Origin of the sequence: Rathayibacter rathayi (assembly GCF_004011095.1) — a bacterium.
Lineage (GTDB): Bacteria > Actinomycetota > Actinomycetes > Actinomycetales > Microbacteriaceae > Rathayibacter > Rathayibacter rathayi.
The window spans coordinates 1177682-1202875 of record NZ_CP028129.1 but is presented as its reverse complement, the minus strand read 5'-3'; the positions used below and the strand labels follow the sequence as shown (position 1 = coordinate 1202875).

The window sequence follows — 25194 nt, the reverse complement described above, 5'->3', positions numbered from 1 at the left end:
CTGATGGGCTGGAACAACCCGCCGATCCCGTGGTCGGAGTTCGAGCGCCGCCTCTCCAACGGCAGACGTGCCGACGGCATGGTCGTCCGCGGCGACGGCGGCGACAGCCCGGCCTGGTCGCACAAGAGGCCCGCCTACGTGCCAGGCGACGACGTCCGCCCACCGGCGCACACCGTGCCCTACGCCGAACTGCACGCCCACTCCCACTTCAGCTTCCTCGACGGGGCGAGCAAACCGGAGCAACTGGTCGAGGAGGCCGTCCGGCTCGGTATCGACACCCTCGCCCTTACCGACCACGACGGCCTGTACGGCATCGTCAGAATGGCCGAGGCCGCCCAGGGCCACGACGTCCGCACGGCGTTCGGGGCTGAGCTCTCGATCGGACTCACCTCGCCACAGAACGGCGTCGCCGACCCGGAGGGATCCCACCTGCTCGTCCTCGCCCGTCGCGAGGAGGGCTACCACCGCCTCGCCCGCGCGATCACCGCCGCCCAGCTCTCCGGAGCCGAGAAGGGCAAGCCGAGCTACGACCTCGAGGAACTCGCCCGCGCGGCGGACGGGCACTGGATCGTGCTCACAGGCTGCCGCAAGGGAGCTGTCCGCCAGGCGCTCGCCGCCTCGGGCGAGGCCGCAGCCGAGCGGGAGGTTCGCGAGCTCGTCCGGCTCTTCGGGCCCGCCAACGTCCTCGTCGAACTCTACGACCACGGTGATCCGCTCGCCTCGCGCTTCAACGACCAACTGGCGGGCATCGCCGAGCGCCTGCGTCTGCGGGTGGTCGCCACCGGCAACGTGCACTACGCCCGGCCGGAGGAGCGCCCCCTCCAGACAGCGCTCGCGGCGGTCAGAGCACGGCGGAGCCTCGACGAGATGGACGGCTGGCTGCCGGCGGCCGGCGGCGCCCACCTGCGCTCCGGCGCAGAGATGGCCACGCGCTTCGCCCGCTACCCGGGCTCCGTCGAGAACACGGTGCGCATCGCCGACGAGATCGCCTTCGAACTCGGTCGTGTCCGTCCCCGACTCCCCCGCCAGCAGGTCCCCGAGGGGCACACCTCGATGAGCTGGCTGCGCGAGCTCGTCCGGGAGGCGACGCCGGCCAAGTACCCGCACGCTGACACCGACGTCCTTGCCCGGCTCGAGAAGGAGCTCGCGGTGATCGAGCAGAAGGACTTCCCCGGCTACTTCTTGATCGTCCACGACATCGTGCACTACGCCAAGCGCCACGGGATCCTCTGCCAGGGCCGCGGCTCAGCAGCGAACTCGGCGGTCTGCTACGTCCTGGGGATCACCGCGGTCGACTCGATCTTCTACGACCTGCCGTTCGAGCGGTTCCTCTCCAGCATCCGCGACGAGGAGCCCGACATCGACGTCGACTTTGACTCTGAGCGACGGGAGGAGGTGATCCAGTACGTCTACCGGAAGTACGGGCGGCTGAACGCGGCTCAGGTCGCCAACGTCATCACCTACCAGCCCACATTCGCCGTCCGCGACATGGCCAAAGCGCTCGGTTACAGCGCCGGGCAGCAGGACGGCTGGTCGAAGCAGGTCGAGCGGTGGGGCTCGATCACCGAGAGCACTGATCACGACATTCCCGAGGACGTCGTCGCGCTGACTACCCAGGTACTCGGCACGCCCCGACACCTGGGCATCCACTCCGGCGGCATGGTGCTGACCGACCGCCCGGTGGGCGAGGTCTGCCCGATCGAGCCCGCGCGGATGGAGGATCGCACGGTTCTGCAGTGGGACAAGGACGACTGCGCCTGGATGGGCTTGGTCAAGTTCGACCTGCTCGGGCTCGGAATGCTGGCCGCGCTGCAGTACACCTTCGACCTCATCGCCGAGCACGTCGGCGAGAAGTGGGACCTCTCGACCATCCCGCGCGAGGAGAAGGGCGTCTACGACCAGCTCTGCCGCGCCGACTCGATCGGAGTGTTCCAGGTCGAGAGCCGTGCGCAGATGGGCACCCTCCCCCGGCTGCAGCCGCGACGCTTCTACGATCTGGTGATCGAGGTGGCACTCATCCGCCCCGGGCCCATTCAGGGCGGTGCCGTCCACCCCTACATCCGCCGCAAACTCGACGAGGAGCCGGTGACCTATCAGCACCCCCTCCTCGTCGCCCCGCTCAAGCGCACTCTGGGCGTGCCGCTCTTCCAGGAGCAGCTGATGCAGGTGGCGGTGGCGGTTGGCGACTGCAACGCGGAGGACGCCGACCTGCTGCGCCGAGCGATGGGCTCCAAACGCGGAACCGAGAAGATCGAGACCCTGCGCGAGCGGCTCTACCAGGGGATGGCCCGCAACGGGATCACCGGCGAGGTCGCCGACGACATCTACCGTCGGATCCAGGCCTTCGCGAACTTCGGCTTCGCTGAAAGCCACGCCATCAGCTTCGCCCTGCTGGTCTACGCCAGCGCCTGGCTCCGCCTGCACTACCCCGCCGCCTTCACCGCCGCGCTGCTGAGGGCTCAGCCGATGGGCTTCTACGCGCCGCACACCCTGGTCGCCGATGCGCGGCGGCACGGGGTCGAGGTCGCCTCGCCCGACATCAACCGCTCCCTGGCCCCGCCCGGACTCGAGGCAAAGGAGGTTGCCTCCGCAGGCCGACGGGGCGGCGCCGCCTCTGGGAGCGACGACTGCCTCCGTGCCGACCAGCCACCGACAGGGCTCTTCGAGCGCTCCGAGCATTTCCACACGGACGACCACCGACGCGACAGCGGCTTCGTGATCCGGCTCGGACTCGCCGGTGTGAAGGGCATCGGCGCTGCGCTCGCCGAACACATCGTCGCCGAGCGCGGGCGCGGCGGGCCCTACGCGAGCATGGCCGACCTCTCGCGCCGGGTCGGCACGACCGCCGCCCAGCTGGAGGCTCTGGGCGCTGCCGGCGCTTTCGACTCGCTCGGGCTGCAGCGCAGGGAGGCGCTCTGGGAGGCGGGGACCGCTGCGGGCGACCGCGAGGAGTTCCTCGCCGGCTCGACGGTCGTTGTTCAGCCCCCGCTGCTGCCGATGCTGTCTGCGCAGGAGCGGGTGGTCTTCGACTTCTGGGCCACTGGGATCTCACCGGATGACCACCCGCTGCGCCACCTGCGCGAAGGACTCGTCCGGCGCGGAGCCCGCTCCTCAGCCGACCTCCCCAGCACCCCGTCGGGCACCCGGATCGAGGTCGGCGGGGTCGTGATCCACCGTCAACGTCCCTCCACAGCCGGCGGAGTGACCTTTCTCAACCTCGAAGACGAACACGGGATCCTCAATGTGATCTGCTCCGTCGGAGTATGGAATCGCTACCGACGCGTGGCACGCGAGGCACCCGCCCTGCTGGTCAGGGGGATCCTCGAGCGCTCCGACGAGGGAGTGACCAACCTGCTCGCCGACCGGTTCGAAACCCTCACTGTCGGCGCGCGCACCACCTCACGCAACTTCCGATGACCACTGAGCAGAACCACCCGCTCGACCCACCAGAAAGCGACACCATGACGACTCTCGACCACGCCGCTCCCGCGCCGCACCTGGATGCACCGCTCCTGAACGACCGCGAGCTGCGCGAGCGCGTCTCCTCGCTGATCGGCCCCGCCTACCGCCGCGCGCTCTGGCCGATCTTCCTCGATCGAGACGGCGTGCAGCTGCCGATCCTCTACCCGGTCGATGGGCTGCCCGTGCACCCCGACGAGGAGAAGACCGAGCGGATCGTCGCCATACTCGCGAAGGCCGTCGCCCACCAGGACGTGGGCTCGATCGCCTTCGCCCTTGAGCGGCCCGGGCGGGCGTTCCTCGGCGAGACCGATCGAGTCCTCGCCCGGTACCTCGCAGCCGCCTGCCACCGGAGGGCGATCCCGTTGCGCGCGCTCCTGCTCGTCCACGACGAGGGCGTGCGCGTCGTGACCGCGACGGAGTACGCCGCGGCCACGACATGAAGCACTCAGGCGCCGAGCGTCACCAGCAGCGAGGAGGCCCCGAGGTCCACTTCGGTGTCGCCGGCCTGCACCGCGTACTCGCCGACGGCGAGCAGCGTCTCCGCCACCTCGGGCAGGCGAACGCGCGCGGCCGCCTCCCCCACGTTGATGGCGATGCTCACCCGTCCACGGCCCAGAGTCAGCCAACGGGCCTGCTCGTCGAACTCCACCCGGAGCGAGCCGAAGCGCGGGTCCGTCAGCTCGGGGAAGCGACGGCGGATTGCCGCCAGCTCGCGGTACATGTCCAAGATGCGGGCATGACGCCCCTCCTGGGCCTCCGACCAGTTCAGGCGCGAGCGGAGGAACGTCTCCGGATCCTGCGGGTCGGGCACGACCTCCGGGTCCCAGCCCATCTTCGCGAACTCCTCGATGCGACCCTTCGCCGTCGCCTCACCCAGATCCTTCTCCGGGTGCGAGGTAAAGAACTGCCACGGGGTCGACGCCGCCCACTCCTCACCCATGAAGAGCATCGGCGTGAACGGGCCGAGCAGCGTCAGTGCGGCGGCGATCGCGAGACGGCCCTCATCGAGCGTCGCGGTCAGGCGGTCGCCGACCGCACGATTCCCGATCTGGTCGTGGTTCTGGCTGCACACCACGAGACGCCAGGTCGGCATGCGCTGGGTGTCGATCGGACGGCCGTGGTGACGGCCGCGGAAGGTCGAGAGGGTGCCGTCGTGGAAGAAGCCCCGGGTCAGGACCTTCGCGAGCGCGCCCAACGGAGCGAAGTCCTCGTAGTAGCCCGTGGTCTCCCCCGTCAGCGCGACGTGCACGGCGTGGTGGAAGTCGTCACTCCACTGCGCATCGAGCCCGTAACCGTGTGCCTCCCGCGGCGTGATCAGCTTCGGGTCATTCAGATCCGACTCGGCGATCAGCGTCAGAGGACGTCCGACGTGCGCGGAGAGCACGGCCACTTCGGTGGCCATCTCCTCGAGCACATGCACAGCCCGCTCGTCCGAGAGCGCATGCACCGCGTCCAAGCGCAGAGCATCGACGTGGTAGTCGCGGAGCCACATCAGCGCGTTGTCGATGATGTAGCCGCGGACCGTGTCCGAGCCCTCACCGTCCAAGTTGATCGAGCTGCCCCAGGTATTGGCCTTCTCGTTCTTGAGGTAAGGGCCGAACTCGGGGAGGTAATTGCCGCTCGGACCGAGGTGGTTGTAGACGACGTCCTGGACGACGCCGAGTCCCGCGCGGTGAGCGGCGTCGACGAAGCGCTGGTACGCCTCGGGTCCGCCGTACGGCTCGTGCACGGCGTACCAGAGAACGCCGTCATAGCCCCAGTTGTGCGTGCCGTTCACTGCGTTGACCGGCAGCAACTCGATGAAGTCGACGCCGATCGAGCGCAGGTGCTCGAAACGCTCCGCCGCCGCATCCAGTGTGCCCTCGGGCGTGAACGTGCCCAGGTGCAGCTCGTAGATGACGGCGCCGGCCAGCTCGCGACCCGTCCAGGCGGAGTCGCCCCACTCGTGCACCGAGGGGTCGAACGTGCGCGAGAGCTCGTGCACGCCCTGCGGCTGGCGGCGCGAACGAGGATCCGGAAGCGGTCCACCGCCGTCCACGCGGTAGCCGTAGTCGACCTCACCGGTGGCGGGAGCCGACGCGGGGGCCCGCCACCAGCCCTCATCACCGAGGCGGGTCATGGTCAGCGACGAGTCGTTGCCGAGCAGAAGCTCGACGGTAGAGGCCTCGGGTGCCCAGACGTCGAAGCGCTCCGGTCCGGTCGTCGGCAGGGCAGAGCGGTAGAAGGTCGTCGGGGTCACTGCTCTCTCCCAAGGGTGTCGAGGCGGTCGGAGGTGAGGCGGAGGAACCACTGGCGGCGGAACGCGTCAGGAGACCGGTGCCAGCAGGGCCACGGGGTACTGTCCGAGAAGCTTCGCTATGCACGTCACGCCTCCCGCGAAGGTGCGGCCGGTGAGGACGTCCTCCATCGGGTGACCGGGAAGCACAACGACGGTTCCGCCCCAGCCCCCGGCGGAGGCGAGCCCCACGGGAAGACGGGTCGCGATGGTCAGGGCACCGCCGCGGTCGAAGGCGATCGCGTGCTCGGCCGCGGGACCGATCGCGGGCACGGCTGCGTATCGGGTAAACAGCTCCGGGCGGTCGCGGCGGAGTCGGAGGGCTCGGGAGGTGACGAGGAGCTTTGCAGCTCCCTCGGCGTCGATCGCCGGCTGCCAGCCGCCGTCGATCCGCTCGAGCAGCGCGCGGCGCTGTCCGAAGTCGACCTCGCGGCGGTTATCCGGATCGACGAGGGACGTCTCCCACAGTTCGCTGCCCTGATAGACGTCCGGGATGCCCGGCGCCGTGATCTGCACGAGCTTGGCGGCAAGCCCGTTCGACCAGCCGGCGGCCGAGACCCGCTCGACGCTCTGCTCGACGAGCCGGCGCACGGCCGGCTCGTCGAACGCGGCGTCGATCGCGGCATGCATCCGCTTCTCGAACGCCTCGTCCGGCGCGGTCCAGTGCGTCGAGTCGTCGGCCTCGCGGGACGCCTTCTCGGCGTAGGCGTGCAGGCGGTCCCGGGTCGCGGGCCAGGTGCCGACGACGGCCTCCCAGAGCAGGTGCTCGATCGGGCCGTCGCCGAATCCGACGAGGGCGTGCAGCTCGCGCAGCGTCGAGGCCCAGGCCTCCGGGTCCTCCGCCAGCGCCGTGATGCGGGCACGGGTGTCCTCACCGCGCTTCGTGTCGTGCGTCGACAGAGTGGTCAGCGAGGCCGGGAAGGAGGCCTGGCGTACGGCCTGACGGCGATGGAACTCGACCAGGTCGATCGCGAACTCGTCCGGGTCCGCTCCGACCTCGTTGAGCGAGGTGAGGCGGCTGTAGCGGTAGAAGGCGGTGTCCTCGACACCCTTGGCCATCACCATGCCGGAGGTCTGCTGAAAGCGGACGGAGACGGGAGTGCCGGTCTCGCCGAGGGCCGAGGCGACCTGGTCGATGGTCGACGCGATCTCGGGGCGGCGGCGTACGGCATCGACGCGGGCATGCTCCAGGTGCTCCGCTCCGTAGGGCAGGTAGCTGCGGTACACGGGGTAGGTCGCCAAAAGCTCGGCCAGAGCGTCGTCGGCCCCCTCGATCTGCGGCAGCAGGCGGGCGAGCCGCAACACCTCCGAGCGGAGAATCCCGTCGGCGATGCCCCGCTTGGTGTCGTGGATCAGGTCCGACCACACCACGGGAGCACCCCCGCCGCTGAGTTCGGCGTCCAAGCCCTCGAGCACCGGACGGGCGTCGGGGTCGACCAAGATACGGTCGATGTCGGCCAAGGCGTCGTATCCGGTGGTGCCTACCGTCGCCCAGTGCGGCGGCAGTTCCTCGTCGCCCTCGAGGATCTTCTCGACCCAAACCGGGGCACCGCCGATCGCATGGGCGAGGTCGTCGAGGTATCCGCCCGGGTCAGCCAGGCCGTCCGGGTGGTCGACGCGAAGACCGTCGGCAAGTCCCTCGGTGAACCAGCGGACGATTTCGCGGTGCGAGGCGTCGAACACCTCGGGGCGCTCGACCGCTATCGCAGCGAGGGTGTTCACCGCGAAGAAGCGGCGGTAGTTCAACTCGGCATCGGCACGGCGCCAGTTGACCAGCTCGTAGCTCTGCCGTTCGTGCACGGTGCGGCCGGAATCGCCGGGCTTGGAGGTCCCCGGCGCGATCGGCAGGCGGTTCTCGTAGTAGTGCAGCTCGTCACCGACGACCTCGAGCGCATCGAGCTCGAGGTCGCTGTCACCCTCGCTCGCACCGTCGCCGAGGATCGGCAGGCGCAGCTTGCCTCCGCCCGCCTCCCAGTCGCTGTCGAACGCGGCGGCGTAGCGAGAGGACGTCCCGTTCTTCAGCAGGTCCCACCACCACGAATTCTCACTCGGAGTTGCGACGCCCATGTGGTTCGGCACGATGTCGATGAGGACCCCGAGGCCCTCGACCCGCGCCGCCCGCGAAGCGTTCGCCAGCCCGGCTGCACCGCCGCGGTCCGGGTCAACCTCGGTGTGGTCCACCACGTCGTAGCCGTGGTCCGAGCCGGGCTCGGCCCTCAGCAGCGGCGAGAAGTACAGCCAGTCCGCTCCGAGCGCACGCACGTAGTCGGCGACGCGCGCGGCGTCGTCGAGGTCGAACGCCGACCGGATCTGGAGGCGGTAGGTGGACGCGGGCAGACGCACGTCAGGCTCCTGTCGAGGGGGCAGTCGCGGAGTCCGTGGACTCGGCGTGAGGGCTGGTCGGTCCCGTCGACGAGACGATCGGGATGGCGGAGGTCGCGGCGAGGGACGCGAGTGACGCGGCGACCGAGTGATCGACCTCGGGCTCGGGGGTGCTGTGTTCCTGCAGGATAACCAGCGACTTCGCCTGAACGGTGAGCATTGCCCCCGCCGGGCGCGGGATCGAATCGGCCTCAGTGCCGGCCGTATCGACGAGGACACTCCACTCGAGCGCGTACTCGTCGCTGGGGATCGAGAACTCGACGTCGACGTCGTCGGCGTTGAAGTACAGCAGAAAGCTATCGTCGGTGACGGGGCGCCCGCGCTGGTCGCGCTCACGGATCCCGTTGCCGTTGAGGTAAATGCCGACCGAGCGCCCGAGCCCCGAGTCCCAATCCGACGGCGACATCTCGGTGCCCGCAGCCGTGAACCAGACAATGTCGGGCAGGGGCTCGCCGTCGCCGCGCAGCACGGGCCGGCCGTCGAAGAAGCGCATGCGCCGGAATGTGGGGTGCTCGGCCCGCAGGCGGATAAGAGCCGCAGTGAACTCCAGCAGCGGCCGGTCCGCATGAGCCCAGTCGATCCAGGTCAGCTCGCTGTCCTGGGCGTAGGTGTTGTTGTTGCCGTTCTGCGTCCGGCCCAGCTCGTCGCCGTGCAGGATCATCGGCACACCCTGCGAGATCAGCATCGTCGCGAGGAAGTTGCGCTGCTGGCGCGCACGGAGCGCGAGCACCCGCGGATCGTCGGTCGGCCCCTCCACCCCGTGATTCCAGGAGCGATTGTGCGACTCGCCGTCGTTGCCGTCCTCGCCGTTCGCGTCATTGTGCTTCTCGTTGTACGAGACCAGATCGCGGAGGGTAAAACCGTCGTGCGCGGTGACGAAGTTGATCGAGGCCACCGGGTAGCGGCCCGAGTGCGCGTAGAGGTCGGCCGAGCCGGTGAGGCGCGAAGCGAACTCCCCCAGCGTCGATGGCTCGCCCCGCCAGAAGTCACGGACGGTATCGCGGTACTTCCCGTTCCACTCCGTCCACTGGGGCGGGAAATTGCCCACCTGGTAGCCGCCGGGCCCGACGTCCCACGGCTCTGCGATGAGCTTCACCTGCGAGACCACCGGGTCCTGCTGGACCAGCTCGAAGAAGGTCGAGAGCCGGTCAACGTCGTAGAACTCGCGAGCCAGAGCAGAGGCGAGGTCGAAGCGGAAGCCGTCGACGCGCATCTCGGTGACCCAGTAGCGCAGCGAGTCCATGATGAGCTGCAGCGCGTGCGGGTGGCGGACGTTCAGCGTGTTGCCCGTGCCGGTGTAGTCCATGTAGTACCGCGGGTCGTCATCGACCAGCCGGTAGTACGCCTCGTTGTCGATCCCGCGGAAGGACAAGGTGGGGCCGAGGTGGTTGCCCTCCGCCGTGTGGTTGTAGACGACGTCGAGGATGACTTCGATGCCGGCCGCGTGCAGCGCCTTCACCATGCTCTTGAACTCCTGGACCTGCTGGCCCTGGTCGCCCGTGGAGGAATAGGTGTTCTGCGGAGCGAAGAACCCGATCGTGTTGTAGCCCCAGTAGTTCGAGAGGCCCTTCTCCATCAGGGTCGAGTCGTTCACGAACTGGTGTACGGGCATGAGCTCGATCGCCGAGACACCGAGGTGCTTGAGGTGGTCGATCACCGCGGGATGCGCGACGCCGGCGTAGGTGCCGCGCAGCTCCTCCGGCACGTCGGGGTGGGTCTTGGTGAGGCCCTTCACATGGGCCTCGTAGATCACGGTGCTGTCGTAGGACGTCCGCGGGCGGCGGTCCCCTGCCCAGTCGAAGAACGGGTTGATGACGACACCCATCATCATGTGCGACGCCGAGTCCTCGTCGTTCGTCGAGTTGGGATCGCCGAAGGTGTACGAGAAAAGGGACTGGTCCCAATCGATCTCCCCCGAGATCGCCTTCGCGTAAGGGTCCAGCAGCAGCTTGTTCGGGTTGCAGCGGTGGCCGGAGTTGGGATCGTACGATCCGTGGATCCGGAAGCCGTAGCGCTGGCCCGGCTGCACCTGGGGCAGGTAGCAGTGCCACACGTAGGCGTCAGACTCCTGGACGTCGACCCGCGTCTCGGCCCCGTCCTCGTCGAAAAGGCAGAGCTCGACACGCTCGGCGATCTCGCTGAACAGGGCGAAGTTCGTGCCGCTTCCATCGAACGTCGCGCCCAGCGGGTAGGCGGTTCCGGGCCAGGTCTCCACGAGACTCCTCAGGGGATCATTCTCGGGCACTCCGGGAGACGCCATTGTGCAGTCTCCGAATGCCCGACGTCGGGGGTGATGGTCCGTCATTTCCGTGGCGAACCGACTGCCCACCTTACCGAGCGCGTTCCGAGCATTCCCCTGACGATCAGCGCTCATCGCGCAGTCCTCCTCCGGTGGTCACGACCGGCAGACGGAACCGCCGTGCAGATCGTCCTGCGCGCGCGAGCGGACAGATCGTTCCGGTGGGTCACGCTCGAACAGTACGGTCGCGCCGCAACCGGCCGGGAGGGCTGGCGCCGCTCCGGGTGCATCGGCTAGACGGGCGAGACGGGCCGCGATGGCTCACGCGGGCACGCCGTCCGGTCCGCGCACGCCGCCCACCCGCACCGCGCTCGAGCGTTCAGTGCGAGCCGAGACGGCGCCGAAGAAGGTCGATCCGGGCCTGCAACTGCGTCACGCTGGCCTGCGCCACGGCCGGACCGCCGCACAGCCGCCGGAGTTCCGTGTGGACCTGGCCGTGCGATTCGCCCGTCCCGCGCGCCCAGAGCCCGACCAGCGAATTGAGCAAACTCCGCTGCTCCTTGAGAGTGCGATACAGCGGCGCCGGAATCTCGCTCTTCGGCTCGGCCGGAGCAGCGGCCCCCGCCCGTGTGCCGGCCCGCTTGGCCTGGCGCTGCTGCCGGTGCTGCAGAAGCTCGCGTACCTGGTCCGGCTCAAGCAGCCCAGGGAGGCCGATGAAGTCAAGCTCTTCCTCGCTCTCGACCTCCACCTCCATTCCGAACTCGGCGCCCTCGTACAGGACGCGATCGAAGGTGGCGGCGGAGCCGATCGACTCGAAGCGCCCCTCCTCGAGCAGATCCGAGGACGCCTTGTCGCTGCGCTCGGCGTCGGCCGACAGGTCGGCCTCGGGGTACTCGTCGTCGTCCGAGTTCCTGCGGTCGAGCGCGTGGTCGCGCTGCAGCTCCATCGAGCCGGCCAGAGCGAGCAGGCCGGGCACGTTCGGGAGGAACACGGAGGCGGTCTCGCCGCGGCGCCGCGCGCGCACGAACCGGCCGATCGCCTGGGCGAAGTAGAGCGGAGTCGACGCCGAGGTCGCATAGACGCCCACTGCGAGCCGCGGCACGTCGACGCCCTCCGAGACCATCCGTACCGCGACCATCCAGCGGCTGGTGTCCTTCCCGAACTCCTCGATCCGCTCGCTCGCCTCCTTCTCGTCCGAGAGGACGACCGTGACGCTCTCGCCGCTGATCTCGCGGAGCATCGCGGCGTAGGCGCGCGCGCTGTAGTGGTCGGTCGCGATCACCAGGCCGCCGGCGTCGGGCACCGCGCGTCGCACCTCCGTCAACCGCGTGTTCGCGGCGCGGAGCACCGAGGGGATCCAATCGCCCTTGGGGTCCAATGCGGTCCGCCAGGCCTGGGAGGTGATGTCTTTCGTGTTGCCCTCGCCGAGCCGTGCCTCCATCTCGTCGCCGGCCTTCGACTTCCAGCGCATCTGCCCCGCATAGACCATGAAGAGCACCGGCCGGACGACGCCGTCGGCCAGCGCGCGGCCGTAGCCGTAGGCGTAGTCGGTGAGCGAGGTGCGGATGCCCTCCTCGTCCGGCAGGTAGCTGACGAACGGGATCGGCGCCGTGTCCGAGCGGAAGGGCGTCCCGGTCAGCGAGAGCCGGCGGACGGCGGGCTCGAAGGCCTCACGCACCGCGTCGCCCCAGCTCAGAGCATCGCCAGCGTGGTGGACCTCGTCGAGGATGACGAGCGTACGGCCCGAGAGGGTGAGCTCGCGGTGCAGCTCGGCACGGACGGCGACCTGCGCGTAGGTGACGGCGACGCCGTGGTAGTGCCGGGCGTGGCGGCCCATGCGGTTCGTGAAGGTCGGATCCAGCCGAATGCCGACGCGGTGCGCCGCCTCGGCCCACTGACGCTTGAGATGCTCCGTCGGCGCGACCACGGTGATCCGGTCGACCGTGCGGTTGTGCAGGAGCTCGGCAGCCAGGCGCAGCGCGAAGGTCGTCTTTCCCGCGCCAGGGGTCGCAGCGGCCAGGAAGTCGCGCGGCTCGTGCTGAAAGTACGCCTCCAGGGCCTCGGCCTGCCAGGCGCGGAGCTTGTCCGCGGTACCCCACGGGGCCCTGCCCGGGAACGACGGGGACAGGTGCCCAGCGGCGGAGGTGCCGACCTGATGACCGAAGCTCGAGGGACTGTTCACGTCGATCGAATCTAGCCGACGCCTCCGACAGCGGCGCGGTCTCCGCGGCCCGCCGAGAGGCGCCCGGCGTGTCGAGCGGTGCCACCCTCGGCCGGGTACGGAGCATGATGGAGGGATGGTCGAGCAGCGTCATCCGTGGTCCCGCTACGTCGCCCTGGGCGACTCCTTCACCGAGGGGATCGGCGATCCTGAGCCCGGCAGTCCCGGCGGGCACCGTGGCTGGGCGGACCGGGTGGCGGAGGTCCTCGGCAGCCAGAACGAGGACTTCGCCTACGCCAATCTCGCGATCCGCGGGCGGCTCCTGCAGCAGATCGTCGACGAGCAGATCGAGCCGGCGCTGGAGCTGCTGCCCGATCTCATCACGATCTCCGCGGGCGGCAACGATGTCATCCGGCCCGGCACCGACCCTGACGACATCGCCGCCCGTTTCGAGTCGGGCCTCGAGCGCCTGCGCTCGGACGGCGCCACGGTGGTCCTCTTCACCGGCGTCGATGTGGGCTTCTCCCCCGTGTTCGGCCGCATCCGCGGCAAGGTCGCGATCTACAACGAGAACCTGCGGGCTCTGGCGAAGCGCTACGACTGCATCGTCGCCGACCAGTGGTCGCTGCAGGAGATCCAGGACGTGCGGATGTGGGCACCGGACCGCCTGCATCTCAACCCGCACGGCCACCACGAGGTGGCGCGGATGGTGCTCGAGGCGCTGAACGTCGAGAACGACCTGCGTCCCCTCGCTCCGCAGCCGCTGCCCGCCCGAACCTGGCGCGCCGCGCGCACGGAGGACATTCAATGGGCGCGCGAGTACCTCGTGCCGTGGGTGCTGCGTCGGGTGCGCCACCAGTCCTCCGGCGACTTCATCACCGCTAAGCGGCCCTCCGCGGAGCGCTGGAGCGCCGACCCCGGGGAAGGTGAGCCCGGTTCGATCGTTCCGGGCAATGCCACTCCGGAGCAGGTCGCGGCGGACATCGCGACGGCTGGAGTGCGGATCATCGCCGAGTAGTTCAGGCTCGCGACGACCGACCCCGTGACGACGTGGGCTCGCGACGACCGGCCCAGCGGCTCAGCCGAACAGCTCCGCCGGGTGAGCGAGCCGCCAGCCGAACCCCGGATCCTCGATCGTGCCGTCCACCACCACAGGCAGCTCATACGAGGTGCCGTTCACTACCACGGTCGCGGTGCCCACTCGCTCTCCGTCGGCGACGGTCTCGACCGGGTCCAGCACGACAGAGGTGCTCGTCGAGGCCGCACCCCACACCAGCACGGACTGCGCCTGAGCGGTCTCGGCGGCCACCTTCTCGCCCCACGCGCTCGTGAGGCTGCCGTAGTCCTGGCCCTCGGTGGTCAGGGGTACGCTCCGAAATCCGGCCTCGATGCTCGGGATGAGCGTCAGCACATCGTCGGCGAGCTGCGGATGCGTGCGGGCGCCGACCACCACGCCGACGAGGGTGACCGGTTGCCCCTCGACGCTCGCATCCAGCGAGAAGAGCAGGCACGAGCCCGCCTCGTCGGTCGTTCCGGTCTTGATCCCGTCGACTCCGGAGCGGCCGAGCAGCGAGTTCGTGTTGGCGAGCTCACCAACGCCCGGGATGTCGGCGGTCGGCATCGCGACGATCGGAGCGAGCACCGGATCCGCGATCAGGAGTTCGCCCAACCGGACCATCTCTGCCGTCGTACTGACCGTCGCCGGCGAAAGCCCGCTGGCATCGGCGAGGGAGGTCCGCGCGAACCCCTGCCCGTCGAGCCAGCTGCGCGCGGCGGCCAGGAAGGCCTCCTCGGAGCCGTAGGCCCAGATCGCGAGCGACTTCGCGTAGTTGTTGGCGGACGGAAGCATCATCGCCGTCAACGCCTGCCGCTCGCTCAGCTGCAGACCCGCAGTGACGGGAGCGTTCGAGCCGCTTTCGGCGAGGGTCTCGGCGTAGTACTGGACGTCTGCGCCGGTGAAGGTGATCGTCTCCCCGTCGGTCCCCACGGCGATCGGCTTCGCGGCGAGCACGACCAGAGCGGTGACCACCTTGGCGATGCTTCCCGTCGGCAGCGTGTCGGTGGAACCGTAGCGTGCGAGCAGCCCGTCCTCTTCCGTGCCGTCGAGGCCGACGGCGGCCACTGCGCCGGAGCCGTACGCCGGCCAGGCCAGTGCGGGGGCCGCGAAAGTGCGGGACACCGGCTCAAGGGTCACGGCGCTCGCGGCGGGCAGCTCGGCCGTCGCCGCGTTCGTGGCGTAGGCGCCGCCCGCACCGATCAGCACAGTCGCGGCGACGGCACCAGCAATGACGGATCCACGCCGCCGCCTCGGCCGCCGCTCCCGCGCGGCGGGCTCCCCGAACAGGTCGAGCGCGTCCTCGGGTCGGGTCGGGGAGGTCATCCGGACATCGTACGGGCGGGCTGTGGCGTCAACGCCCTCGCGTCAGCGCCCAGAGCGCGACGGCGCTCGCCGAGGCCACGTTGAGCGAGTCGACGCCGTGCAGCATCGGGATCGTGACCACGGTGTCCGAGGCGTCCAGTGCCGCACGGCTGAGCCCGTCCCCCTCCGCTCCCAGCACGATCGCGACCCGCTCGGGCCGGGCGGCCGCGAACTCGTCCAGCGGCACCGCGTCCGGCGCGAGAGCCAGCGCCGCCACCGAGAACCCCGCCGCGAGCAACGCCTCCCTGGCCGGCGCCCACTCGAGCGTCCGCGTCCACGGCACCTGCAGCACGGTACCCATGCTCACGCGCACGCTGCGCCGGTAGAGCGGATCCGCGCATCGGGGCGTCACCAGTACCGCGTCCGCGCCCATGCCTGCGGCCGCTCGGAAGACGGCTCCGACGTTGGTGTGGTCGACCAGGTCCTCCAGGATCACGACCAGGCGCGCGGTCGCCAGCAGGTCGGCCATCGGGCGCAGGGGGGGACGGTGCATCGACGCGAGCGCCCCGCGGTGAAGGTGGAACCCGGTCAGCTCCTCGATCAGCGGATCGGGCGCGACGAACACCGGCAGCTCGGGGAAGCGCGCGAGGACCTCGGCCGCGTCCGGCAGCCGCTTCTGCTGCACCAGCACGGAGCGCGGTCGGTGCCCGGCGTCCAGGGCCCGCTCGATCACCTTGGCCGACTCCGCGATGTACAGCCCGCCCTCCGGCTCCAGCACCCGTCGCAGCGCCACATCGGTGAGGCGGTGGTAGTCGGCGAGGAGCGGATGGTCGAGGGCGGTGATGTGCACGATCGGCATCCCGGCAATCTAGGGCACGGCGCGGACTAAACTCGTCCAGGGTCGCCCGAACGGCCTTCGAAGGAGGCGCGGATGGAGTCGAGTCCGACACCGGTCGCCGAGGGCCCCGAGGCTCTCGCGATCAAGCAGGCCGTCGAACTCCTCAGTGGGCGCTGCATCGCTGCTGTCACCGGTGCTGGCATGAGCACCGACTCGGGCATCCCCGACTACCGCGGCGCCGGTGCACCGGTGCGGAGCCCGATGACGTATTCGCAATTCGTCGCCGATCCGGACTACCGCCGGCGCTACTGGGCCGGCAGCCAGCTCGGCTGGCGCCGCTTCACCAGCACGGTGCCCAACAACGGACACCGCGCTCTGGCCCGACTCGAGGAGCGCGGGCTGCTCACCGGAGTCGTCACGCAGAACGTGGACGGCCTGCATGTGCGCGCGGGCTCTCGCCGTGTGGTCGACCTGCACGGGTCCGCCGATCGCGTCCGCTGCATGACCTGCGGCCAGTTCTTCGCGCGCGACGCAGTGGCCGAGCGGATCGAGGAGCTCAACCCCTGGCTCGATGACCCCGACGTCTCCTCCCTCAACCCCGACGGCGACGCCGAGGTGCACGACGTCTCCGCGATGACCGTCCCCGAGTGCACCGTCTGCGGGGGAATCCTCAAGCCCGACATCGTCTTCTTCGGCGAATTCATCCCCACCGAGCGGTTCCAGGAGGCACGCGCCATCGTCACGGGCGCCGACGCCCTGCTCGTGGCCGGCTCGTCCCTCGTCGTGAACTCGGGCATCCGCTTCCTGGAGATCGCGCGGCGCGCCCGGATGCCCATCGTGATCGTGAATCGTGGCACCACCAAGGGTGACTCGCGCGCGAGCATCAAGATCGACGGAGGCACCAGCGAGGTGCTCCGCGAACTCGCCGAGCGCCTGCCCGCCCGGCGCACCGTCGCTCTCTGATCCTCACTTCCGCACCCGACCACCCGAGAGGCCCCCGTGACCCAGCTCACCCTCGTCCGCCACGGTCAGACTGACTGGAACGCCGCCCGACGCATCCAGGGCAGGAGCGACATCCCCCTCAACGCTGTCGGCCGTTCTCAGGCCAGAGCCGCTGCGCGACTGCTGAGGGAGCGGCACGTCGATGTGGTCGTTGCGAGCCCGTTGCAGCGCGCGTTCGACACCGGCGCGATCATCGCGCGGAGCCTCGGGCTCGCCGAGCCGCTGGCCGTCCCGGGGCTCGCCGAGCGCGCCTACGGCGAGGCCGAGGGGATGACGGGGCCCGAAGTCGACGAACGCTTCCCCGGCGGTCTCGAGCACGCCCCTATTCCCGGCCGCGAATCGCGCGCCGATGTCGTCGAGCGGGCGAGCGCAGCGCTGCTCGAACTCGCCGAACGCTTTCCCGACGCCTCGGTTGTCGTCGCGACGCACGGCGCCGTGATCGGCAGCCTGATCCGCGCGCTCAGGAGCGAGGACCTGCCGGTGCACGGGATCTCGGTCGGCAACGGCTCCCGGCACGACTTCGCGATCGTCGACGGCGCCCTGCAGATCGTCGGCGTCGACAACTCCGGCGATGTGGTGGTCGCCGACGTCGACCTCGACGACGTGCTCAGTTCGACCGTGGGAGCCTGAGCCTGAGCCGGAGCAGTCGCGGCCGCTTAGCGCCGACCGAGGTCCTCGAGGACCCCGAACAGCACCCGGGCGGACTCCCGCCACGAGAAGGCGGCCGCTCGCTGCTTCGCCCGCGCCGACTGCCCCTGCCAGGTGTCCCCGTCCTCCAGGGAGCGCACGCCGTCCGCGATTCCCTTCGCGCTCGACGGATCGACGTAGACCGCGGCGTCCTGCGCGATCTCCCGGAAGATCGGGATGTCGCTGACCACGACCGGCGTCCCGAGCGCCATCGCCTCGACCAGCGGGATCCCGAAACCCTCGTCCCTGCTCGCGGTGACCAGCGCCGTCGCCCGAGCCAGCACGGCGCGGTACTCCGCATCCGGAGCCCCCTGGTGAAAGACCAGCTTCGCGGTGGGCGCCAGTGCACGGAGCGTCTCGATCGTCTCCTCGCTCGCCCGGCTCATCAGGTGCAGCTCGTAGTCGGGGAGGAGCCGCATCGCCCGCGCCAGCGTCTCGACGTTCTTGTACGGCATGAACGAGCCCATGTAGACGAGCGAGCGCGCAGCGGAGCGGTCGGCGAGCGACGAGGCCAGCGCGACACTCGCCTCGTCGGGCTCGGTGGCCGCGTTCGGCACGACGACGACCGGCCGGGTGGTCAGGTGGTAGAGGCGGAGAAGATCGCGGGTCGTCTCCGAGACGGTGACGACCGCATCGGCGTGCTGGAGGAGCCTGCGCTGCGGCCACCACGCCAGGTGGTAGAGCCGCCAGAGCGCTCGCAACGGCGCCGCGAGATCCCGCGGCGGAGTGCGGTGGCGGTAGTAGATGAGGTCGTGCACCGTGAGCACGAGCCGGTAGCGGCGGCCGAGGGAGCCCATCGTCTGCATGGGCGAGAACACCACGTCCGGCCGCAGCCGGTTCACCAGCAGAGCGACGAACGGCTCGAAAACGCTCGACGGTCCTGTCACGCGCTCCCACGGGAGCGAGGGCAGCATCGCGAGCTGGCGGCGGTCGCTGATCAACATCGTGACGTCGTGCAGGCGGGCGAGCTCGCGCACGATCTCCGCGGTGTAGCGGCTGATCCCGTCGTGCCGCTCGAGCCGGGTGTATCGGCAGTCGACGACGATCCTCATTGGTCGATCCCCTCCTCCAGGGCCGCCCGCAGCACGGCGGCGGCCTCGTCAGGAGTCTCGTAGTGGATCAGGTGGCCGACCCCGTCGATGACGTGCAGGCGGGCGTGCGGGAGCCGCTCCAGCAGGCGGTACTGCGCCACGAGCGGAGTGATGTCGTCCTGCGCCGCCGCGATCAGCAGCGTCGGGACGCCGATCCGAGAGGCGTACTCGCCGACATCGTGCGAGACGGAGGCGCGGAACGCCTCGAGCACCGTCTCGCGGGAGGCGAAGGCGCTGAAGTACCGATCGTGTTGGTCGTGCACGAAGCGGCGCAGTGCCGGCTCCTTGGTCTTCACCATCGCCAGGCTCATCAGCCGCACGATCACCGGATTGCTCAACAGGCGCTGCCCGAGCGGCTGGGGCAGCGCCGCGCCCAGCCGGTAATAGAGGACTGCGAGTCGAGTCAGGACACCCCGCGGACCCTGGAGCGCCGGCGCGCCGATAGGGTTGACCAGCACCAGGAGCGGAGTAGGTAGCCCGCCGGCGACGGCCGCCGCAGCGACGATCGAGCCGAAGGAGTGGCCGAGTACCACCGCGTCTCCGCGCAGCCCCAGCGCATCCAGGAACATCCCGAGCCACGCGGCGTAGCCCTCGACATCGTGCGGGTGGCGCGTCATCGCCGGCGAGGCGCCGAAGCCGGGCAGGTCCGGAGCGAGGACCCGGACGTCCGCTCCGCCGGCGAGCAGGCGAGCGATCACCGGCTCGAGCCCGTGGTGCTCGCCGCGGAACCCGTGCACCAGCACAAGGACCCTCGAGGCCGACGGCGAGCCGTAGCTCCAGTAGGACGTGCGGGATCCGGCGACGTCGACCGAGGCCTCCACAACGGGGACACGGCCGAGATCGGAGGCGTAAGGGGAGGGAGTGGTCATCGCGCTCCTTATCGTAGGGAACACTCGTCGAAGATCTGGCAGCAACGCCTTGCGTGGCCTCGATCCGAGCCGGGAGCATGGTCCCGCGCTCGCTTCGCGACGCATCGCCCCGTCCGTCCTCCCCGACGGCCACCCGCTCAGGCAGCAGCAGAAGGAGCACCGTGAGCTTCACGTCGCCGATCCAACTCCCCGGACTCGCCCTCGACCCCCAGTGGTACCGCCGAGCGGTGTTCTACGAGGTGATGATCCGGTCGTATTACGACTCCAACAGGGACGGCGCCGGCGACATCAACGGACTCGCTTCCAAGCTCGACTACCTCCAGTGGCTCGGGATCGACGCTCTCTGGCTGCCGCCGTTCTATCTGTCGCCCCTGCGCGACGGCGGTTACGACGTCTCGGACTTCAAGGCGATCCTCCCCGAGTTCGGCACGATGGAGGACTTCCGCGACCTGGTCAGGAAAGCCCACGAGCGCAATATGCGCATCGTGATGGATTTCCCGCTCAACCACACCAGCGACCAGCACGAGTGGTTCCAGCAGTCGCGCTCCGACCCCGAGGGTCCCTACGGCGACTTCTACGTCTGGAACGATACCGACGACAAGTGGCCGGATATCCGCATCATCTTTGTCGACACCGAGGACTCGAACTGGGCCTTCGACGCCGAGCGCCGCCAGTTCTACTTCCACCGCTTCTTCTCGCACCAGCCCGATCTCAATTTCGAGAACCCCGCCGTGCACGAGGCGATTCACGATGTGGTGAAGTTCTGGCTCGACCTGGGCGTCGACGGCATCCGCCTCGATGCGATCCCCTATCTCTACGAGTCCGACGAGGGAAACGGCGAGGGAGAACCACCCACACACGACTTCGTCAAGAACCTGCGCACGATGGTCGACCGGGACTACCCGGGCCGCATCCTGATCGCAGAGGCGAACCAGTGGCCGCGCGAGGTCGCCGCGTTCTTCGGTACGGAGGAGGAGCCCGAGTGCCACATGGCGTTCGACTTCCCAGTGATGCCGCGCATCTTCTACTCCCTCCGCGCACAGACCGCGAACGAGCTGAAGAAGGTGCTCTCCGAAACCTTCGACGTCCCCAGTGGCGCCGCCTGGGGCGTCTTCCTGCGCAACCACGACGAGCTCACCCTCGAAATGGTGTCGGAAGAGTACCGCCAGGCGATGTACGGCTGGTACGCCTATGACCCGCGGATGCGCTCGAACATCGGGATCCGGCGCCGCCTCGCGCCGCTGCTCGACAATTCGCGCGCAGAACTCGAATTGATCAATGCGCTCCTCTTCTCCCTCGCCGGCAGCCCCTTCCTCTACTACGGCGACGAGATCGGCATGGGCGACAACATCTGGCTCAACGACCGCGATGCCTCACGCACCCCGATGCAGTGGACTCCCGATCGCAACGCCGGCTTCTCGGCCGCCGACCCCGGCAAGCTCGTGCAGCCGATCGTGCAGTCGCTCGTCTACCACTACAACCAGGTCAACGTGGAGGCGCAGCTCGCGCAATCGCGCTCCCTGCTGCACTGGATGCGGAATGTCCTGCATGTGCGCCGCGGCCACCCCGCGTTCGGCCTCGGCTCCATGCGGGTGCTCGAGACCGATCACGAATCGGTGCTCGCCTTCGTTCGCGATTATGCGGGCTCGGGCACGGCGATGGGCGACCAGCCGGAGGAGGTGCTCTGCGTCTTCAGCTTCAACCACAACCCGGTCTCGGTGACGATCACCGACGCCGAGAACCCCGGATCGACGTTGAGCGACCTCTTCGGCGGCGGGCGCTTCCCCGGCTTCAGGGAGGACGGCACGCTGACGATGACGCTCGGAACCCAGGGCTTTTTCTGGCTGCATGTCGCCAAGGCGCACGCGGCGCGCTAACTCGCCAGCACGCCGCGGGGCGTGCGGCCGATGTCGGAGGCCACGTTTATGCTGAGCGCGTGAGCACCACCGGAACGACCGAGTCGCAGACCGAGCCGACGCTGTTCGATGACGTGGAGCTGGGGCTTGCGCCGTCCGAGGGCGCGCGCTGGTTCGATCTGCTGGCCGTCTTCGACCTCGAGACCACCGGCATCGACGTTCGCACGAGCCGCATCGTCACCGCGCACGTCGGCGTGATCGACGCTGCTGGCGAGCCGATCGAGGGGACGAGCTGGCTCGCGGACCCCGGAATCAAGATCCCGGCCGGCGCCTCGGCGGTCCACGGAATCAACACTGAGCACGCGCGCGAGCACGGCCGCCCCGCCGGCGAGGTCGTGGCGGAGGTCTCGGAGGCCCTGCGCTCGCTGCTCGCCCGCGGCATCCCGGTCGTCGTGTACAACGCCCCCTACGACCTCTCCCTGTTGGCGTACGAGGCCCGCCGCTGGGGCGTCCCCGTACTGATCGACCCGAGCCCGGTCGTCGATCCGCTCGTCATCGACAAGGCGGTGGACCGCTACCGCAGGGGCAAGCGCACCCTCGCCCTCGCCGCCGAGCATTATGGAGTCGCGCTCACCGACGCACACGACGCAGGTGCCGACGCCGTCGCGGCCGGCCGGGTCGCTCAGGCGTTGGGCCGAACCTTCGCCGATGAACTCGGGGTCGGCGCCGAGGCCCTGCACGCGCTTCAGGTCGACTGGTGCCGCGCGCAGGCCGAATCGTTCCAGGAGTACATGCGCCGCGTCCGAGACGAGTCGTTCGTGGCCGACGGCGCCTGGCCCGTCCGCCACTGATCCCTCAGGTGAGCGTCCGCCCCTCGCGCAAGAGCGCCACATACTCCGCGATCCGCCGATCCCGGGTCTCGGCCCGTTTCAGCTGCGACAGCCGGAACAGGAAGGCGAACCGCTTGTGACCCGTGACGGTCCCGAAGAACGCCAGCGCCTCCGAATCCGTGTTGAGCGCCCGCTGGAAATCGGCCGGCACCTCCGCGTCGCGCTGCCGGTACGCCGCGTCCCAGCGCCCGTCGGCGCGGGCCCGCTCGACCTCCGCCAGCCCGCCCGGGAGCATCCGGCCCTCCGCGAGAAGCCGCGCGACGTGCTCGCGATTGACCTGCGACCACGGGCTCGTCCGGCGCCGCGGAGTGAACGCCTGGAGCTTGTACTGCTCGTCGAACGCCCCCGCCTGACCGTCGATCCAGCCGTGGCAGAGCGCAACATCGAGCGCCTCGGCGTAACTGATTCCCGGATCGACGGCCGCCTTCTTCCGTAGCTTTAACCGGACTCCCCCCGGGTCGGGGTTGTCGCTGAGGTAGGCGTCCCACTCCTCAGGGGTCATGAAGGTCAGGATCGGCTTGTCGGCGAAGGACACCATGTCGGGACGCTACCGCGTTCGCCGCCCCGCTGGCCCGCGGAAACCCGTCCGGCTCGCGAACAGGGACGGTTTTCGCGAGCCGAGCCCGGTTCCGCGAGCCGAAACCTGCTACTTGCCGAAGTTCTTGTATCGGCTGTTGAACTTCTCGACGCGACCGGCCGAGTCCATGATCCGCTGCTTGCCCGTGTAGAACGGGTGCGAGGCGGAGGAGATCTCGACGTCGATGACGGGGTAGGTCACGCCGTCGATCTCGATCGTCTTGCTGCTCTTCGCCGTCGAGCGGGTGAGGAACGTCTCACCGGACGCGAGGTCGCGGAAGACGATCGCGGAGTACTCGGGGTGGATATCGGTCTTCATGGTCGTGTCCTGTCGTCGATGGTCCTGAACCGCACCTGTCGTCGACGGGAACGGGTGGAGGGGGCGGGCGCACCGCGAACGGGCCCGAACCAGCTATCAAAGATACCAGACCGACACCGCGTGGAGAAGGCGCGCCGCGCCCGGATCCCGAAGCGGCGGTCAGCCGCGGGCGCGAGCCGACAAGCGCCCGTTCTCGCGGGTGAGCGCGATGTCGAGCCCGAAGGTCTCGGCGAGGGTCGCCTCGGTCAGGGCCTCGGCGAGGGGGCCGGCCGCGACCACCGCTCCGTCGCGTAGGAGCAGCGCGTGGGTGAAGCCGTCGGGGATCTCCTCGACGTGGTGGGTCACCATCACGATCGCGGGCGACGCCGGGTCCTTCGCGAAGCCGCCGAGCAGCTGCACGAGTTCCTCGCGGGCGCCGAGGTCGAGGCTCGCGGCGGGCTCGTCGAGCAGGAGGAGCTCCGGGTCCGTCATGATCGCGCGGGCGATCTGGACCCGCTTCTGCTCGCCGTCCGACAGGGTCCCGAAGGTCCGCTCGGCGAGGTGCTCGAGCTTCCACTCCGCGAGCACGCGACGGGCGCGGCGTTCGTCGATCGCGTCGTAGCCCTCGTTCCACCGGCCGGTGACGGCGTACGCGGCGGTCATCACGACGTCCAGGACGCTCTCGCCGGCGGGGAGGCGGCGGGCCATTGCGGTCGAGGCGTAGCCGATGCGCGGGCGCAGCTCGAAGACGTCGACCCGGCCGAGCGTCTCCTCGAGCAGGTGCGCGGCACCGGTCGAGGGGTAGTTCTGAGCGGCCGCGACCTGCAGGATCGACGTCTTACCCGCCCCGTTGGGGCCGAGGATCACCCAGCGCTCGTCTTCGGCCACGTCCCACGACACCTGGTCGAGGATCCGCTTGCCGTTCCGGACGAAGGACACATCGACGAACGAGACAACGCTGGGCATGGCAGCCATTCTAAAGGGGCGCTCGGGAGGCTCAGACGAGCGAGTCGTAGATCGCTCGCGTATCCCGGGCGATCTGCGTCCAACTGAAGTGGCTCTGCGCGCGCTCGCGACCGGCAGCGCCCATCCGCTTCGCCGCCTCCGGGTCGGCGACGACCTCGGCCAGAGCGGCGGCGAGATCCGCAACGTAGCGCTCCGGATCCACGGGCGTGCCGGTGCCGTCAGTGACCTGCTCGATCGGCACGAGCCGGCCGGTCACCCCGTCGACGACGACCTCGGGGATGCCGCCGGTCGCCGTCCCGACGACGGCGGCACCGCACGCCATCGCCTCAAGGTTGACGATGCCAAGGGGCTCGTAGATCGAGGGGCAGACGAACGTGGTCGCGGCGGTCAGCACCGCGGAGAGTTGGTGGCGCGGCAGGTGCCGGTCGATCCAGACGACGCCGGTGCGCTCCTCCTGAAGAGTGCGGACCAGCGCGGTGACCTCGGCCATGATCTCGGGAGTGTCGGGGGCACCGGCACAGAGCACGAGCTGCACCTCGGGCGGGAGGGTCGCCGCGGCACGGAGCAGGTACGGCAGGCCCTTTTGCCGGGTGATACGTCCGACGAAGACGACGGACGGGCGCGAGGGGTCGATGCCCAACTCGGCGAGGACGGCCTCGTCCTCGACCGGGCGCCAGGCGTCGAGATCAATACCGTTGTAGACGACGTGGACCTTCGCGGGGTCTAGCGCCGGGTACGAGCGAAGGATGTCCTCGCGCATGCCGCCGGACACCGCGATCACGGCGTCGGCGTTCTCATATGCTTCCCGCTCGATCCAGCTCGAGACGCGGTAGCCACCGCCGAGCTGCTCGGCCTTCCAGGGACGCAGCGGTTCGAGGCTGTGCGCCGAGACCGCGTGCGGGACGCCGTGCAGCAGTTGAGCGAGACGGCCGGCGGCATTGGCGTACCAAGTATGGGAGTGCACGAGGTCGGCCCCCGCCGCATCCTGCGCCATCTGCAGGTCGACTCCGAGAGTCTGCAGCGCGCCGTTCGCGCCGGCGAGTTCGGCGGGGACGGGGTAGGCGAACGTCCCCTCCTCCTCGCGCGCCGCGCCGAAGCAACGCACCACGACCTCCAGGTCTCGGCGCAGTGCCGCGGTGAGCTCGGCCACATGGACACCGGCTCCCCCGTACACCTCGGGCGGGTATTCCTTGGTCAGCAGATCGACTCGCACCACCGAACCGTAGTACAGCCCGCTCCCCCG

General features: G+C 69.6%; 19 protein-coding genes. 7 read left to right on the top strand and 12 right to left on the bottom strand.

Going from position 1 to position 25194, the window contains the following annotated elements; all coding sequences use genetic code 11:
- Positions 1 to 3: 3 nt before the first annotated feature.
- Both C1O28_RS05875 and C1O28_RS05870 read left to right on the top strand, forming a co-directional pair.
- Positions 4 to 3417 carry an error-prone DNA polymerase gene (locus C1O28_RS05875; RefSeq protein ID WP_097165975.1) on the top strand — a complete coding sequence of 1138 codons (3414 nt, stop codon included), beginning with the start codon at positions 4 to 6 and terminating at the stop codon, positions 3415 to 3417.
- Positions 3414 to 3902 carry a hypothetical protein gene (locus C1O28_RS05870; protein WP_127821455.1) on the top strand — a complete coding sequence of 163 codons (489 nt, stop codon included), beginning with the start codon at positions 3414 to 3416 and terminating at the stop codon, positions 3900 to 3902. The genes C1O28_RS05875 and C1O28_RS05870 overlap by 4 nt, the downstream gene beginning before the upstream one ends.
- A 5-nt stretch (positions 3903 to 3907) precedes the next feature.
- Here C1O28_RS05870 and treZ read toward each other — a convergent pair whose 3' ends face one another.
- The 4 genes from treZ to C1O28_RS05850 all read right to left on the bottom strand — a co-directional run bounded on the left by treZ (position 3908) and on the right by C1O28_RS05850 (position 12540).
- Positions 3908 to 5701, bottom strand: coding sequence for a malto-oligosyltrehalose trehalohydrolase (gene treZ / locus C1O28_RS05865; protein ID WP_243392030.1), 1794 nt, complete (start codon positions 5699 to 5701; stop codon positions 3908 to 3910).
- A 66-nt stretch (positions 5702 to 5767) separates the two neighbouring features.
- Positions 5768 to 8080: a malto-oligosyltrehalose synthase gene (treY, locus tag C1O28_RS05860; RefSeq protein WP_097165977.1), complete on the bottom strand. Its 2313-nt coding sequence runs from the start codon at positions 8078 to 8080 to the stop codon at positions 5768 to 5770.
- Position 8081: 1 nt separating this feature from the next.
- On the bottom strand, positions 8082 to 10334 hold the full coding sequence (gene glgX, locus C1O28_RS05855; protein WP_097165978.1) for a glycogen debranching protein GlgX: 2253 nt from the start codon (positions 10332 to 10334) through the stop codon (positions 8082 to 8084).
- A gap of 403 nt (positions 10335 to 10737) precedes the next feature.
- A complete protein-coding gene (locus C1O28_RS05850) occupies positions 10738 to 12540 on the bottom strand; it encodes a DEAD/DEAH box helicase (RefSeq protein WP_097165979.1) in 1803 nt (600 codons plus the stop codon).
- A gap of 115 nt (positions 12541 to 12655) precedes the next feature.
- On the opposite strand from C1O28_RS05850, the gene C1O28_RS05845 reads away from it, so the two are divergent.
- Positions 12656 to 13537, top strand: a complete 882-nt coding sequence (locus C1O28_RS05845) for an SGNH/GDSL hydrolase family protein (protein WP_097165980.1) — start codon at positions 12656 to 12658, stop codon at positions 13535 to 13537.
- Between the two features lie 60 nt (positions 13538 to 13597).
- Here C1O28_RS05845 and C1O28_RS05840 read toward each other — a convergent pair whose 3' ends face one another.
- Both C1O28_RS05840 and C1O28_RS05835 read right to left on the bottom strand, forming a co-directional pair.
- On the bottom strand, positions 13598 to 14899 hold the full coding sequence (locus tag C1O28_RS05840; RefSeq protein WP_097165981.1) for a D-alanyl-D-alanine carboxypeptidase family protein: 1302 nt from the start codon (positions 14897 to 14899) through the stop codon (positions 13598 to 13600).
- Positions 14900 to 14927: 28 nt separating this feature from the next.
- Complete coding sequence (locus tag C1O28_RS05835; RefSeq protein WP_097165982.1) at positions 14928 to 15737, bottom strand: TrmH family RNA methyltransferase; 810 nt, start codon at positions 15735 to 15737, stop codon at positions 14928 to 14930.
- 72 nt (positions 15738 to 15809) lie between these two features.
- Here C1O28_RS05835 and C1O28_RS05830 point away from each other — a divergent pair, with 72 nt between their 5' ends.
- Positions 15810 to 16679 carry a Sir2 family NAD-dependent protein deacetylase gene (locus C1O28_RS05830; protein WP_097165983.1) on the top strand — a complete coding sequence of 290 codons (870 nt, stop codon included), beginning with the start codon at positions 15810 to 15812 and terminating at the stop codon, positions 16677 to 16679.
- A 36-nt stretch (positions 16680 to 16715) separates the two neighbouring features.
- Complete coding sequence (locus tag C1O28_RS05825; RefSeq protein WP_097165984.1) at positions 16716 to 17348, top strand: histidine phosphatase family protein; 633 nt, start codon at positions 16716 to 16718, stop codon at positions 17346 to 17348.
- A 26-nt stretch (positions 17349 to 17374) separates the two neighbouring features.
- Here the strand turns inward: C1O28_RS05825 and C1O28_RS05820 are convergent, their stop codons facing one another.
- Both C1O28_RS05820 and C1O28_RS05815 read right to left on the bottom strand, forming a co-directional pair.
- Entirely contained in the window at positions 17375 to 18457 is a 1083-nt protein-coding gene (locus C1O28_RS05820; RefSeq protein WP_097165985.1) for a glycosyltransferase family 4 protein, read from the bottom strand.
- On the bottom strand, positions 18454 to 19365 hold the full coding sequence (locus C1O28_RS05815) for an alpha/beta fold hydrolase (RefSeq protein WP_097165986.1): 912 nt from the start codon (positions 19363 to 19365) through the stop codon (positions 18454 to 18456). Before C1O28_RS05815 ends, C1O28_RS05820 begins: the two co-directional genes overlap by 4 nt.
- A 161-nt stretch (positions 19366 to 19526) precedes the next feature.
- Between C1O28_RS05815 and treS the strand changes: the two genes are divergently transcribed.
- Together treS and C1O28_RS05805 are read left to right on the top strand one after the other, a co-directional pair.
- A complete protein-coding gene (treS, locus tag C1O28_RS05810; protein WP_097165987.1) occupies positions 19527 to 21242 on the top strand; it encodes a maltose alpha-D-glucosyltransferase in 1716 nt (571 codons plus the stop codon).
- A 119-nt stretch (positions 21243 to 21361) separates the two neighbouring features.
- The gene (locus C1O28_RS05805) at positions 21362 to 22072 is read left to right on the top strand and encodes an exonuclease domain-containing protein (protein WP_237397997.1); all 711 of its coding nucleotides are present in this window, start codon (positions 21362 to 21364) and stop codon (positions 22070 to 22072) included.
- Positions 22073 to 22076: 4 nt separating this feature from the next.
- Here C1O28_RS05805 and C1O28_RS05800 read toward each other — a convergent pair whose 3' ends face one another.
- From C1O28_RS05800 to glgA, 4 genes are all read right to left on the bottom strand, one after another.
- Complete coding sequence (locus tag C1O28_RS05800; protein WP_097165989.1) at positions 22077 to 22649, bottom strand: YdeI/OmpD-associated family protein; 573 nt, start codon at positions 22647 to 22649, stop codon at positions 22077 to 22079.
- A 108-nt stretch (positions 22650 to 22757) separates the two neighbouring features.
- Positions 22758 to 23006 carry a type B 50S ribosomal protein L31 gene (locus C1O28_RS05795; protein WP_097165990.1) on the bottom strand — a complete coding sequence of 83 codons (249 nt, stop codon included), beginning with the start codon at positions 23004 to 23006 and terminating at the stop codon, positions 22758 to 22760.
- A 159-nt stretch (positions 23007 to 23165) separates the two neighbouring features.
- The gene (locus tag C1O28_RS05790; protein ID WP_097166090.1) at positions 23166 to 23951 is read right to left on the bottom strand and encodes an ABC transporter ATP-binding protein; all 786 of its coding nucleotides are present in this window, start codon (positions 23949 to 23951) and stop codon (positions 23166 to 23168) included.
- A gap of 31 nt (positions 23952 to 23982) precedes the next feature.
- Entirely contained in the window at positions 23983 to 25164 is a 1182-nt protein-coding gene (gene glgA / locus C1O28_RS05785; protein WP_097166091.1) for a glycogen synthase, read from the bottom strand.
- Positions 25165 to 25194 lie beyond the last annotated feature (30 nt).